The following is a 14,170-nucleotide window of genomic DNA, read 5'->3' as shown; positions in this document are numbered from 1 at the left end:
GGAACAACCCCGCCCGCCGATCGACTCGCGGACGCAACGCCTTCCCACACCCTGCGGACTCGGCCCCACCACGCCACCCGCCGCAACACCGCCCGCCGCTCGGCCAGCCCCCGCCCGCCGCAGCAACGCCTCCCTTGGTCACCTCCCCGCCGCACACCCACCCCGCAGCAACAATCCCTCCCCACCTCGCTCGGTCACTCCCCGCCGCAAGCCCAGCCCGCCGCAACAATCCCTCCCCACACCTCTCGCCCACTCCCCGCCGCACACCCACCCCGCCGCAACAACCCCTCCCCACACCTCTCGCCCACTCCCCGCCGCACACCCACCCCGCCGCAACAACCCCTCCCCACCCCGCTCGCCCACTCCCGGCCGCACCAACCCCTCCCATCCCCCTCCGCCACTCCTCGCCGCAAGCCCACCCCACCGCATCACCTCCCCCCGGTCACACCCGCCATCAGCCCCCGCCGCGCCAACACCTCCCCCGGCCTCCTCGCCCCACCGATCCACTCACCGCGACAACGCGCCCTACCCCCGCCGCTGGCAATACGATCACTCCGTGCCGAAGTTCGCCCAGCTCGCGAAGTTCCGCGTGGTGCTGCGCACCGGGCTGGGGTTCGTCGTCCTCGGCGTCGGGTCGAGCGTGTGCGGCGCGGCGGCCGTCTGGCTGCTGTTGTTCCTCCAGGGCATCCCCGCCGACATGGGCGACCGCAGCTGGATCCTGCTCACCTGCGCGGGCGCGTACGTCCTGCTCTCGGTGCTCGTCGGCTCGGCGTGGTCGGCGATCCTGCACCGCCGCACCGCCGTCTGGTTCGCCCAGGGCCGCCGCCCGACGCCGCCGGAAGCCCGCCGCGCGCTCCGCCTGCCCCGCGACCTCGCGCTGGTCAGCGGCACCCTCTGGCTCGGCGGCACGATCATCCTCGGCACCCTCACCAGCATCCTGGGCTCCGCGCTCGACGCCCTCGGCGTCACCCTCGCCGTCGGGCTCGGCGGGCTGCTCACCGTCGGCCTGATGTACCTGGCCGCGGAGTGGGTCGCGCGGCCGATCCTGATCCTCGCGCTGGAAGTGAGCCCGCCGCGCAACGCGGTGTCGGTCAGCGTCCTGTCCCGGCTCGCGATCACGTGGGCCGTGGCGAGCGGGGTTCCGCTGCTCGGCGTGCTGATCGTCGCTGCGCCGCCGAACATCGGCAGAGCCGACGAGACCTCCAGCCTGATCATGCTGTCGATCGTCGGGCTGGTCAGCGGCGCGATCGGCACCGCGCTCCTCGCTCGGGCAGTCGCCGCGCCGTTGCGCCGGTTGCGGATGGCGGTCGGCCTCGTCACCCGCGGCCGCAAGGACGTTTCGGTGCGCGTCGACGACGCCAGTGAGATCGGCTCGCTCCAGGTGTCGGTGAACAGCATGGTCGCCGGGCTGCGCGAGCAGGACCGGCTGCGGGACCTGTTCGGCAGGCACGTGGGCATCGACGTCGCCCGGCACGCACTGGAGCACGGCGTGTCGCTGAGCGGTGACGTGCGGGAGGTCGCCGCGTTGTTCGTCGACGTCGTGGACTCGACTGCCCTGGCCTACCGGCTGCCGCCCGAGGAGATCGTGCGCAAGCTGAACCGGTTGTTCGACAGCGTGGTCTCGGCGGTCGACGCGCGCGGCGGGCTGGTCAACAAGTTCCAGGGCGACGCCGCGTTGTGCGTCTTCGGGGCGCCCACCCGGCTGGCCGACCCGGCGACCGCGGCGATGTCCGCGGCGCGCGCCATCCGGGACGCGGTTCGCGAGGAAGGCGAGCTGGATCTGGGCATCGGCGTCGCGTGGGGACCGGTGTTCGCGGGGCAACTGGGCAGCCGCAGCCGGCTCGAGTACACGGTCATCGGCGACGCGGTGAACGAAGCGGCACGCCTGACCGAGCACGCGAAGCACGTGCCCGGCCGCATCCTCGCCAGCGACACCCTCTGGTCGCAGGCCGCGTCGGGCGAGCAAACCCGGTGGTCCCGCCACGAGACGGTTCAGCTGCGCGGGCGGGACACGCCCACGAAGACCTGGACGAACTAGGCCTCGCCGCCCGGCTTGACGTCGGGCCAGGTCAGCAGGGTCGAACCCCAAGTCAGCCCGGCGCCGAACGCGGTCAGCAGCACCCGGTGGCCGGGCTGGAGCTCGCCGTCGTCGCAGGCGTCGGCCAGCGCGAGCGGGATCGAGGCGGCGCTGGTGTTGCCGACGCGCTCGATGTTCGCCACCACCCGGTCGTTCGGCATGCCCAGCTGTTTGGCGGTGGCCTGCAGGATTCGGATGTTCGCCTGGTGGCCGACGAACCGGTCGACGTCGCCGACGCCGAGCCCGGACCGCTCCAGCACGGCACGGGCGGATTCGGCCATGCGCGCACAGGCGTGCCGGAACACTGCGGTGCCCTGCATGGTCAGGTAGTGGTCGTGCGGGTTGGCCGACTGGCGCTGCTTCGCGCCACCGGCCGGGACGATCAGCAGGTCCGCGTTCTCGCCCTCGCTGTGCAGGTCGAACGCGCCGAGCGCGCCCGGCTCGTCGGCGGTCCCGGCACGCAGCACGACGGCGCCCGCGCCGTCACCGAAGATCGGGACGGTGGTGCGGTCGGCCGGGTCGCAGTAGCGGCTGAACGCGTCCGCGCCGACGACGAGCACGCGGCCCGCGACGCCGCCGGCGATCATGCCCGCGGCCGTGGCCAGCGCGTAGATGAAGCCGCTGCAGACGGCGTTGACGTCGAAGGCGGCGACCCCGCTGAGCCCGAGCCCCGAGGCGACCTGCGGTGCGCTGGCCGGGCAGAGGTAGTCGGGCGTCGCCGTCGCGAGCACCACCGCGTCGATCGCGTCGGACCCGGCGCTGCGCAAGGCGTTGCGTCCCGCGGCGATCGCCATGTCCACAGTGGACACGTCGGGGTCGGCGATGCGGCGCTCGCCGATGCCGGTGCGCGCGCGAATCCATTCGTCGGAGGTGTTCAGGTGCTGGGCGAGGTCGTCGTTGTCCACCACCCGCGGCGGCAGCCAGGCTCCCAGCCCGGCAAGGACCGCGTGGTGTCCGTCATGCATGGAACCACTTGTAGGGGCTACCCCTGGGTAGACCGGTGAGTTGTGTTCCAGGTCACAAAACGCGGCCACGAAAGGACTACGCGGACCGGAACTGTCACCGATAGGTTCTAGGGTTCGGCCATGCCGGACACGCTGGGGCAGCGCGCGCTGAACCGGGCTCTGCTCGCCCGTCAGCTGCTGTTGCGCAGGACGAAGCTCACACCGCTGGAAGCCGTCCGGCACCTCTGCGGGCTCCAGGCGCAGGCACCGTTCCCGCCCTACTACGGGTTGTGGTCGCGCCTGCACGGTTTCCGGCCGGAACAGCTCGGACAGCTCCTGCTCGACCGGCAGGTGGTGCGGATCGCGTTGATGCGGGGCACCGTGCACCTGGTGACAGCGGACGACTGCCGGTGGCTGCGCCCGCTCCTGCAGCCGTTGTTCGACCGCGACCTGCGCACCAACGCCGCCTACAAGAAATCGCTTGCCCCCGTGGACTTGAGCGCGGTCGCGGAGCAGGCGCGTGCGTTGCTGGCGGAGGAGCCGCGCACCCCGGCCGCGCTGGGCGAACAGCTTGCGCGGGTGTGGCCGGACACGCCCGCGTCGGCGCTCGCGCACGCCGCCCGCGGCTTGCTCCCGCTCGTGCAGGTCCCGCCGCGCGCGGTGTGGGGTCGCAGCGGGCGGACGACTCTCGCGACGGCGGAGGACTGGCTCGGGCGCCCGCTGGAGCGGAACGCCTCGCTGGACGACCTGGTGCTGCGCTACTTGGCGGCGTTCGGGCCGGCGAGCGTCGCGGACGTGCAGACGTGGAGCGGGCTGACGCGGCTCGGCGAGGTGGTGGACCGGCTGCGCCCGCGGCTGCGGGTGTTCCGGACCGAGCAGGGCCGCGAGGTGTTCGACCTGCCCGATGCGCCGCGCCCGGACCCGGCCACGCCCGCGCCGCCGCGGTTCATCGCCGAGTTCGACAACCTGCTGTTGTCGCACGCCGACCGGACCCGGGTGCTGCCGGAGGACGCGCGCAAGCGGGTGTTCGGGGTGCCGAACGGGGTGTTCCCCGGAACGGTCCTGGTCGACGGGCTGGTGCGCGGCAGCTGGCGGATCACGCGGTCGCAAGCTGGGGCGGCGCTGGAGATCGAGCCGTACGGGCGTGTCTCCAAAAAGGACCGGGAGGCGCTGGAGAGCGCGGGGGCGCGGCTGGTGCGTTTCGCTGTCGGCGAAGATGCCTGCGACATCCGCTTCGCACCCCTTGCGTGAGCCGCGTCGCACACCCGGTTTTGGTTACGATGCGGTGGTGCCCGCCGTTGACCTGGACAAACTCGACTACGAGATTTTGCGACGCCTGCAGGACGACTCGCGGACGATCGCCGAGACGATCGGCGCCGAGGTGGGCCTGTCGGCTGCCGCGGTGCAGCGCCGCATCAAGCGGTTGCGGCACGCCGGCGTGATCTCGCGCGAGGTCGCGGTGATCGATCCGCCGTCGGTCGGGGTCCACATGACGTTCATCGTGATGGTGGAGATGGAGCGCGAGCGGCTGGAGGTGCTGGACGCGTTCCGGAAGCAGGTGCTGGCTGATTCCGCTGTGCAACAGTGCTACTACGTTACGGGGTCGGCGGACTTCATCCTGGTGGTGCAGTGCCGGGACATGGGGGAGTTCGAGGCGTTCACGCGGCGGATGTTCTTCGACAACGGCGAGGTGCGGCACTTCACGACGAGCGTCGCGATGGACCGCGTCAAGGTGGGCCTGACCGTTCCCCTGAACGGCGGCTGATCACGACGGTCCCGCGTGTTACAGGTTCGAAGATTTTGCAACCGATCGCGTGAAAGTCGCCCGCGACGCATCATTTTCGGGCTCCGCTTACATCTCATCGCTGTCCGACCCGTTCGCGCCGGGAGCGCGAACAAGACCGCGAGAGGTGGCACGTGAACACCGATACCGTCACCCAGAGCCAGTTCGTGTCACTCAACGGCTCCAGTGCTCCAGTCCTGTCTCGACTGTCGTACGTCGCGAGCGAGCCGTTCGCCGTGAACATCGCCTTCCGGACGGAGCGTGGCCGTTGGGTGGAGTGGACCTTCGCCCGGGAGCTGCTCGTCACGGGCCTGCGCGAGCCCTCCGGCATCGGCGACGTGCGAGTCCGCCCCGACCTGTCGACCGACGAGGGCATCCTCATCCTGGAGATCGAGTCCCCCGACGGCTACGCGCTGGTGGAAATCGAGCGCGAGGACGTCGAGCGCTTCCTGGACGCCGCTACGGAACTCGTCCCGCTGGGCACGGAGAGCGACCGCTTCGACGTGGACGCCTTCATCGACGAGATCACGAACGTCTGACCCTGGCACCGCAACCTCGCGGCGCCGGGGTCACCCCCGGCGGACGCCAGGCACGAGGCTGACGCACCCCAACGCCACCCCCAGCGCTCGGCTGGCCCACGCGACCAGCTCAGCGGGTGGGACACCCGACGGCTCGACACGTCACCAAGCCGACACCCGGCACCGCCGACGCATTGGCACGTCGACGTCTCGAGAAGCCGACGCGTCGACAGCCCGCCAGCTCGACCCGTCGGCAAGCCGGCACCTCGGCTACTCGGCGGCTGGGCGTTTTCGACACAACGGCTCCCCGCACGCCGACACCTCGCCACCACAGCAGGGCGCCGGCTCGCCACCACAGCAGGGCACCGGCTCGGACCACAGCAGGCCGACACCTCGGCATCAAAGCGGGACGCCGCCTCGGCACCAGAGCGGGACGCCGCCCGGGCCCCCTGCACTCGACACGGCAGCTCTCCGCACGTCGACACAACCCGGCACCTCAGCAGGTCGCCGCCTCGGAACCGCAGCGTGGCGCCGCCTCGGCTCCCCTCCACGTCGTCGCCTCGACACCCTGCGTCGCCTCGACACCCTGCAGTCGGTGACTCAGCAACTCAGCATCCGGCGCGTCACTCGACTCGACATCTCGGCACGTCGGCGCTCCGGCCGACCTGATTCCGCCACCAGCCCGCCCACGGGGAACAGCCGCCTCAAGCCTGCGCAGCCAATCCTGGCCCCGGCCCACCTGCCCATCGGGTCAACGCCCAGTACCCAGCCGGCAGCTTCGCCGACGATTCCTTGGCCGGCACCGACCGAGAGCGTCAGCGACCGAGCGGCCCGAAGGACCTCGGAGACCGGTCCTGCTCCTCGTCGAAGTCACCGCGCGGGTCGATCTGGTTCCACGTCCAAACCTCGAACAGCTGCTTGATCTGCTCGTCGAGCGTCTGGCCGAGCGGCTTGCCCTGCTCCGTGGTCTCCTCGACCGGACCGGTACGCGCCTCGCCGCGGTCGGTGGCCGTTTTCTTGGTTGTGGTCGGCTTCTTCTGCACCGGCGCAGAGGTCTTGGCCGTCGGCGGCGCCACTGGCGGTGCGGTGGTCACCGGCACCTGGGGAACGGAACTCGTGTTCGGAGCCGGTTGCACCGGCTGATTGACACCCGCGTTCGGCACGACCCCAGCGGCCACCGCGGGTGCAGTCTCCGCATCCTGGCCGGGACCGAAGGCGCCACCCGCGATCCAGCCCACACCCACGAGGACAACAGCCGCAGCTGCGACCAGCAGGTTGCGACGGACCTGCCGGAGCAACCGCCGCTTCTCCACGGCGCCGGGCAGATCAACCACCACCGGGGCGAGGGCGAGCTCGCCGGACACCGGCGGGAAGTCGGCAACCGTGGGCTCGTCGTCTTCGACTGGCTTGGGCGCGCTCGCCGCAACGATTCCCGTACGGTCCGCCAGTTGCACGCTCCACACGAGGTCATCCGACCTGTCACGCAGGATCGTGCGCGCCATCAACACCCTCCATCGGCACGGCGTGGACTGTCCCCACTACTTCGCCGCTCGCCGGGCGTCACTCGACCACCCCACAGAACCAGCTGCGGCTCGGGAAAAGCTACCAGCGCGATGAGTTCATCGATGCCGAGAGACTCTCACTTTCCCTGATCATGGAGAAAGATAACTCCATCGGGTGATGATCAAGTGCACAATCCTGCGGTCCGTAGTCACCGCCCTCTCCTGCTCGCTCGACCTGTCGTTACCTTCTGACCATTCACCTCCCCTCAGCGCTGGTTTCCCACGCCCAAGCGGCGATCGCGACCCGATTACACAGGCCCAGCTTCCGCTGGATGCTCCTCAAGTGCGTTTTCACCGTCCCTGCCGTGATTCCCAGAGCCTCGGCGATCTCCAGGTTCGTCTTCGCCTCCGCGACGAGACGCGCTATCTCCCATTCCCGGTCGGTCAACACCGCCGGCCGGCGACCACCGACGGCCGGTAGGCCCATCTGCCGGAAGAGGCGCATGGTCATCTGTGGACTGATCAGCATGTCGCCCGACACGGCAGCGCGAACACCTTCGACCAGCAACCCAGGCCCGGACCGCTTCAACAGGAACCCGCAAGCACCGTTCTGGAGCGCAACTCGCGCGTACTCGTCGAGTTCGAACGTCGTGATCACGATGACCCGTAGTGGATCCGCCACCTTCGGTCCAGCAAGTTCCTGGGTCACCGACAACCCGTCGCGTCCCGGCATCCGGACGTCGACCAGCACCACGTCCGGCCTCAACTCACGAGCCCGTTGCACGGCCGATTCCCCATCAGCCACCTCGCCGACCACCTCGAGATCGTCCTCAGCCTCGAAGATCTGGCGCAGAGTGCGTCGGACCACCTCCTGATCGTCTGCGATGAGAATCCGGGTCGTCGTCACGAGACCACCGGGATCACCACGTGAACGGCCCAGCCCGCCTGCCCCACCGGACCCGCCCACGCTGTCCCGCCGAGCGCGACGACTCGTTCTGCCAAGCCGCGCAAGCCCGACCCACCGGCGCGAGCCCGCTTGAGCAATCCCTGCCTTCGCACACCGTCGTTGACCACTCGGACGAGCAGGTGCGCACCGTTGCGGCGTACCGCCACCGACACCTGACGCGCCTCTGGAGCATGGCGCCGTACGTTTGTGAGAGCTTCCAGCACCACGCGGCGGATCGTGCCCGCGATCTCAGGCCGCGCTTCCTCCGCTCGCTCATCCAACTCCAGCCGCACCCGGATGGGTCCGAGCGCCTCGAACCGTTGCACCAGGGCTGGCAGGTCTGGGGGCCAGCGTGACCGCTCAACGTCGGCCATTCCGGGCGCGTTCTCGCCATGTCGAAGCCAGCACAGCGCCTTGTCAATCGAGTCGAGCACGCGAACGCCAGCCTCTTCGATGCGCTCCAGCGCACGATGCGCATCGCCCGGGGCACGGCCGGGAACCCGCGCAGCCTGAGCCTCCAGCACCAGCCCGGTCACCTCGTGCCCCAGCCAGTCGTGCAAGTCGCTCGCCAGTTGCATGCGCTGCTCGCGGCGCGCGGCGCGAACGGACTCCTCGCGCTTCTGGTCGAGAGACCTCAGGTACAGACCAACCGCCACAGCACATGCTGCCAACAACGCCCAGCCGAAGCACCACTCGCTTGCCGAACCAGTCGGCGGAGACGCACGCGAACCGGCCGTGAGTCGCAGTGGCGCCAGAACCACCGCGCTCATGAGCAACCCGGCGGAGAACGGCGCACCCCGCCCCTTCGCCTGTCGGACCACCTGCACGAGGACGCACAGCAGGAAAGCGGTCTCCAACAGCAGCCACGAAGCGAGGCTCTGATCCGCCGCTTCGCCGTCGCAGAACGTCGCCATCAGCGAGCTCACGGCTGCAACCCCGGACGCCGCAGCAATGACCGTGGACCTGCGGGTGCGTTGCATCGCGATGCCCAGCGCGGCAAGGAGAACCGCCAACGAAGACGCGGTGGCGAGCACGGTGCCGACGGGCATCGCCACGAGCACCGTGCACACCGCCCCGAGAACTGGGACAGGCCAGCCCAGTTCTGCCTTGATCCTTCGGCCGACGCCGGTCGTGGTGCTCATGTCTTCTCCTCGTTCGGAAGTGGCGGTGATAGGAGAATGCACGAACTGGTTCGCGAGCACCATCTACCAAAAGGAAGATATTGTCGGGATCGCGAGAACGATTAGATCGATTGGGTTAGAGACTGAATTCGATTCTGGTGTACTGTCGAAGACACCGCAGACCGCGAGACCACCGGATCTGCTGCGGTGCAAGCAAAATCGAGGACAAGGAGCTTCCATGCGCTACGCCCTGCCCACCATCTCCAGCTACACCTCGCGTGTGCGCGAGGTGACCGGTGGTCGATTCACGACAATGCCAGGTGGTTCACCCGCGAAGCGCTCGATTTCGACCAGCACGTGCTGCCCCGTGCACCCTTGGGACAGTCGTGACGACGGGACGTCCGCGGTGAGCACGTTGGGGTTGCCGTGCACGCACAGGGATCCCGCCGGATCGAACCAGGCGCCGGTCGGCAGCTGTGCCACGCCAGGGCGAAGATCGGTGCTGAGCACGGCCCCAGCCAGACAAGCGCCGCGGTCGTTGAATATGCGGACCACGTCTCCGTCGCTGATTCCCCGCGGACCCGCGTCGTCCGGGTGCAGGCGGACGGCCTCCCGGCCGGCGACCTTCGCCGCCTGGCTGACCGCACCGCCGTCGAGCTGACCGTGCAGCCGGGTGTGGGGCTGATTGGCGATGAGGACCAACGGGAAACGAGCGGCCCGCTCACCGCCGGACCACTCGACGGGTTCCAGCCAGGCTGGATGACCAGGACAGTCGTCGTAACCGAACGAAGCCACTTTCTCGGAGACGATCTCGATTCGGCCGGTCGGGGTCGCGAGCCGGTTGGCTATGGGGTCGGCCCGGAAGTCGGCCCAGAGCGTCCGGTCGGTCTCCGTGTTCGGCAACCGGAAGCCGCCCTCTTCCCAGAATTCCTCGAAGGACGGCACGAAGATTCCCTTGCCGGCCAGGCGCTGCCGCCAGGTGCCGTAGAGGTGCTCAAGCCACTCGCGCGCCGTGCGGCCCTCGGTGAACCGCTCCTCGATCCCCAGCCGGGCAGCCAGTCCGGCGAGGATCGCGTAGTCGTCCCTGGCCTGCCCGCGGGGTTCGGCGATCCGGTGCATCGCGACGAGGTGGGTGTCACGGCGGCCGGAGCCGAAGTCTTCACGCTCCAGTGCTGTCGTGGTAGGCAGAACGATGTCGGCGTGCCGTGCGGTGGCGGTCCAGAAGGGTTCGTGCACGACGACGGTGTCAGGACGGGCGAACGCTTTTCGTAGGCGGTTCAGGTCCTGGTGGTGGTGGAAGGGGTTGCCACCGGCCCAGTACACGAGACGGATGTCCGGATAGGTGCGTTCGGTGCCGTCGTACTGGTAGGGGGTGCCGGGATTGAGGAGCATGTCCGCGATCCGGGCAACCGGGATGAACTGCTTGACCGGGTTGATCCCCTGGGACAGGTAGGGCACCTGGAAGTTCGGGCCGATGTCGCCGCTGTCTCCCATGGAGCCGTATCCGTGCCCGAAGCCGCCCCCGGGCAGCCCGATCTGGCCGAGCATGGCGGCGAGGGCGATGGCGGCCCACACGGGTTGCTCACCGTGCTCGATGCGCTGGAGGCTCCAGGTGACGGTGATGAAGGTGCGGTGGGTGGCCATGCGCTTGGCGAGGTCGACGATGTCCGCGCCCGAGATGCCGGTCAGGGCACTGGCCCAGGCGGCATCCTTGACAGTTCCGTCGTCGGCGCCGAAGAGGTAGCGCTCGAACGCGTCGTAGCCGGTGCAATAGCGGTCGAGGAAGTGGCGGTCGTGCAACCCTTCCGCGGCGAGGGTGTGCGCGAGCGCGAGCATGAGTGCGGTGTCCGTCGCGGGGCGGATGGGATACCACCGCGCGGCCAGCCGCTGGGGGAGATCAGCGCGGAGTGGGCTGATCAGGGCGACCTCGACGTCGCGGTCGGCGAGCTGGGCGAGGAACCCGGGTGTGTGGTGCCGGGTGACTCCGCCGGGTGTGACGAAGACGTTCTTCTCGGGGACTCCGCCGAACGCCACGAGTAGTTCGGTGTTCGCCACGATCGTCGGCCAGCTCGAACCATTGCGGAGGACATCGTTGGCGGTGCCGACGATGTGCGGCAGCACCACCGAGCTGGTGCCGTTGCTGTAGGTGTTGCGAGAGGAGGTGAAACCACCGAAGGCGTTGAGGAACCGGTGCAACTGGCTCTGGGCGTGGTGAAAGCGGCCAGCACTCGCCCAGCCGTAGGAGCCGCCGTAGATCGCCTCGTTCCCGTGGTCGGCCCGGACCCGTCGGAGCTCGGCGGAAAGCAGATCAAGGGCCTCGTCCCAGCTGACCTCGACGAAGTCCTCGTGACCGCGTTTCGGATCCGGCCCCGGCCCGCGCTCCAACCACCCCCGTCGGATTGCCGGCGCCGCAATCCGGTTGGGGTCCGTCAGGGCGCTCGGCAGGTTGCCGAGTAACGGTGACGGCGCCGGGTCTTCTGGGTGCGCGGCGACCTGAAGGTGCCCGTTTTCGTCTAGTCCGGCTGAGAAGGCTCCCCAGTGCGAGGTGCTCGGCCGCAAGCGCATACGTCTACAACTACCAGGAAGGAAGGTGCGCGACCGTGTGGTGAGAAGTGAGCGTGGACATGTCCGGGCACGCGCTGCCCGGGCTGGGCTCCCTGCGTGAAGCAACCGACCCGGGCAGCACGTGGTCGCTTCGCTACGGGTTCGGGCCGGTCGCCGCGGGACGGTCGGGCTGGTTCGACCACTGCGACCACGAACCGGGGTACAAGGCCGCGTCGATGCCGGCGATCGCGAGGGCCGCGATCTCGTGAGCCGCCGTCACACCAGAGCCGCAGTACACCCCGACCGGGCCTTCGGCTGCGCCGAGCTCGCGGAAGCGGGCGGCGAGCTGCTCGGGCGAGCGGAACCGACCCTCGGTGGTGAGGTTCTCGCCGGTCGGCGCGCTGATGGCACCGGGGACGTGGCCGGCGCGGGGGTCGATCGGCTCCTGCTCGCCCCGGTAGCGCTCGCCGGCGCGGGCGTCGAACAGCGTGCCCTTACCAGGCAGCGCGGCTGCTTCGTCGATGGTGAGGACGGGCAGGTGACCGGGTTTGAGGACGATGTCGCCCGGCTCAGGGTTCCGGCCGAAACCGGTTTCCAGAGGCCGGTCGCCCCACGCGGCGAGCCCGCCGTCGAGGAGCCGGACGTCCGCGACGCCCGCCCAGCGGAGCAGCCACCAGGCGCGTGCGGCGGCCAGGTTCCCGCTGTTGTCGTAGACGACGACGGACGAGCCCTCGCGAATACCCCAGCGGCGGGCGGCGGCTTGGAGCGCGTCGAGGTCTGGCAGGGGGTGGCGTCCCTCTGCGGGGGACGGCGGCGCGGCCAGTTCGGTGTCGAGGTCCACGTACACCGCGCCCGGCAGGTGGCCGTCGAGGTAGTGGCGGTGCCCGTTCGGGTCGCCCAAAGCCCAGCGCACGTCCAGCAGGACGGGTGGGGCGGACGAGTCGAGCTGCCGCTGGAGTTCGTCGGCGGTGATCAGGACCGGTGGCCGCGGCAGGTCGAGTTCCGCCGGGTCGGCCGAACCCGGCGCTTCGCCACGCGAGGCGGCCAGCGCGAGGCGGCGCTGCACCGCGGCGTTGAACGGTGTTGGGACGCCGTGCAACCGTCCGAGCAGGACGATCTCGCCGTTGAGGTAATCGCCTTCGACGGATCCGGCGCCTCGGGCCAGGCTCTGGCGGGTGGAGCTGCCGGCGCGTGGACGTCCAGGGATCTCGGCCGCGTCCGCGGCTGAGGCGTCTATTTCGGACGCTTCGCGTAGATCGACCGGTTCGATCCCTGCGGCGGCCAGCACTCGACGTCCCTCGGCTCGCAGGTCCCGGCTCAACGACGCGGTGCGCTCGTCGTGCCCGAAGAGCGCGTCGACGGCGTTGCCGAGGTTGGCGAGGAGCTTGCCGGCCTTCCAGCGCAGCAGGTCCGGCACGAGCTGGACGCCGAAGCCGGCTGTGCGCAGGTCGGCCGCGATCGCGCTGAGGCGCGGGTCGTCACCGGACGGGAACTGCCCCAGCCACAGGATGCCCGGCAGTTCAGCGCCCTGGGCGCTCACCTCACCCGGGTCGATGTAGGACACCGGCATCCACAGCGACGCGCCGAACACGGTGGCGAAACGACGCAGTGCCGCGCGCTCGTTCTCGAGGCCGTTCTGCAGCATCACGACCGGCAGGTCGGCGGCGAGGCCGGAGCCGGCCGGGCGCCACGACCACTCTTGGAGGACCGACTCGGTGTCCTGGGTCTTGGTGGCCACGACGAGGACGTCCGACGAGGTCAGTTCGACGTCGGCGGCGCTCCCGGCGACGGGTACCCGCACGAGCTGCTCGCCGGTGGGCCGGAAGTACCGCAGCCCCTGTTCGCGGATCTTGGCGCCGTGCTCGCCGCGCGCGATGAGCACGACCGGAAGGCCGGCGAGTTGCAGCTGAGCGGCGACGGTCGAGCCGACCGCGCCCGCTCCGATGATGACGTAGCGCATGGGGCCATCGTGCCCGAGCGGCGGGCTGAGGGTCTCGGTGCTTCCGCGGGTTGGGACTCGCGCCGAGGACGCGCCTGGAGGCCGGGACTCTGCCCTGAGGACTGGGGCGTGGGCACGGGACGCTGGTCGTGGGACGTGGATGCGAGGCGCCGGGCGCGAGTCATGGGGCGGGCTTGGGGCGCCGGTGGGGTGCATTGGGGCGGGCGCCGCACGCTGGGCGCGGCCGCTGGGTGCGGGCGCGGGTGTGGAGCCCAGCGCCGAACCCTGGGTGCGGGCGCGGGGGCCCGGGCATTGGGCACAAGGTGCACGGCGCAGCGCACGGCCGCGGGCCGCGGGCCGCTGGGCTCCGCGCCGACGCTGGGCGCGGCGTGAGCATGAGGCGTGGGTGCCCAGTGCAGGGCGCACGCACGGACGCTGGCCAGGGAGGTACGGGCAGAAGCAGACGCAGAGACGGAGGCACCGGAACAGGCGGAGACAGGGCCGGGGCCGGTGGCCGGGGCTGGGGATGCGGCCGGTGGGTGGCCGGTGGCCGGGGCTGGGGATGCGGCCGGGGCCGGTTGCGGGCTGGCGCCGGGGTCGGTTGCGGGCTGGCGCCGGGGTCGGTTGCGGGCTGGCGCCGGGGTCGGTGGCTGGGCTGAGGCAGGTGGCCGGTGGCGGGGGCGGGGGCAGGGGCAGAGGCTGGGACAGGGACAGGGACAGGGACAGGGACAGGGACAGGGACAGGGACAGGGACAGGGACAGGGACAGGGACAGGGACAGGGACAGGGACAGGGAC

10 protein-coding genes are annotated in these 14,170 nt (G+C 70.4%); 4 read left to right on the top strand and 6 right to left on the bottom strand.

The window, feature by feature from the left end; genetic code table 11:
• Window positions 1-556 precede the first annotated feature (556 nt).
• The gene (locus ABZ215_RS02220) at window positions 557-2,038 is read left to right on the top strand and encodes an adenylate/guanylate cyclase domain-containing protein (RefSeq protein ID WP_020416490.1); all 1,482 of its coding nucleotides are present in this window, start codon (window positions 557-559) and stop codon (window positions 2,036-2,038) included.
• Here the strand turns inward: ABZ215_RS02220 and ABZ215_RS02215 are convergent.
• Complete coding sequence (locus tag ABZ215_RS02215; protein ID WP_237338247.1) at window positions 2,035-3,042, bottom strand: beta-ketoacyl-ACP synthase III; 1,008 nt, start codon at window positions 3,040-3,042, stop codon at window positions 2,035-2,037. The genes ABZ215_RS02220 and ABZ215_RS02215 overlap by 4 nt on opposite strands.
• Before the next feature lie 120 nt (window positions 3,043-3,162).
• Between ABZ215_RS02215 and ABZ215_RS02210 the strand changes: the two genes are divergently transcribed.
• From ABZ215_RS02210 to ABZ215_RS02200, 3 genes are all read left to right on the top strand, one after another.
• On the top strand, window positions 3,163-4,272 hold the full coding sequence (locus tag ABZ215_RS02210) for a winged helix DNA-binding domain-containing protein (RefSeq protein WP_237338248.1): 1,110 nt from the start codon (window positions 3,163-3,165) through the stop codon (window positions 4,270-4,272).
• Window positions 4,273-4,309: 37 nt separating this feature from the next.
• On the top strand, window positions 4,310-4,786 hold the full coding sequence (locus tag ABZ215_RS02205) for an Lrp/AsnC family transcriptional regulator (protein ID WP_027935626.1): 477 nt from the start codon (window positions 4,310-4,312) through the stop codon (window positions 4,784-4,786).
• 152 nt (window positions 4,787-4,938) lie between these two features.
• Window positions 4,939-5,343, top strand: coding sequence for an SsgA family sporulation/cell division regulator (locus ABZ215_RS02200; protein WP_020416486.1), 405 nt, complete (start codon window positions 4,939-4,941; stop codon window positions 5,341-5,343).
• Between the two features lie 794 nt (window positions 5,344-6,137).
• Here ABZ215_RS02200 and ABZ215_RS02195 read toward each other — a convergent pair.
• The 5 genes from ABZ215_RS02195 to ABZ215_RS02175 form a co-directional block, all read right to left on the bottom strand.
• Window positions 6,138-6,824: a hypothetical protein gene (locus tag ABZ215_RS02195; protein ID WP_354947121.1), complete on the bottom strand. Its 687-nt coding sequence runs from the start codon at window positions 6,822-6,824 to the stop codon at window positions 6,138-6,140.
• Window positions 6,825-7,080: 256 nt separating this feature from the next.
• A complete protein-coding gene (locus ABZ215_RS02190; RefSeq protein WP_354947119.1) occupies window positions 7,081-7,731 on the bottom strand; it encodes a response regulator transcription factor in 651 nt (216 codons plus the stop codon).
• Window positions 7,728-8,975: a histidine kinase gene (locus ABZ215_RS02185; protein WP_354947117.1), complete on the bottom strand. Its 1,248-nt coding sequence runs from the start codon at window positions 8,973-8,975 to the stop codon at window positions 7,728-7,730. Before ABZ215_RS02185 ends, ABZ215_RS02190 begins: the two co-directional genes overlap by 4 nt.
• Window positions 8,976-9,158: 183 nt before the next feature.
• The gene (locus ABZ215_RS02180; RefSeq protein WP_354947115.1) at window positions 9,159-11,456 is read right to left on the bottom strand and encodes a molybdopterin-dependent oxidoreductase; all 2,298 of its coding nucleotides are present in this window, start codon (window positions 11,454-11,456) and stop codon (window positions 9,159-9,161) included.
• Between the two features lie 133 nt (window positions 11,457-11,589).
• Window positions 11,590-13,395 (bottom strand): rhodanese-like domain-containing protein, encoded by a 1,806-nt coding sequence (locus tag ABZ215_RS02175; RefSeq protein WP_354947113.1) that lies wholly within the window; start codon window positions 13,393-13,395, stop codon window positions 11,590-11,592.
• Window positions 13,396-14,170 lie beyond the last annotated feature (775 nt).

Source organism: Amycolatopsis sp. NPDC006131 (genome assembly GCF_040614175.1).
Lineage (GTDB): Bacteria > Actinomycetota > Actinomycetes > Mycobacteriales > Pseudonocardiaceae > Amycolatopsis_E > Amycolatopsis_E tucumanensis.
The sequence above is the reverse complement of the archived record's forward strand: the minus strand, read 5'-3'. Positions and strand labels throughout refer to the sequence as shown.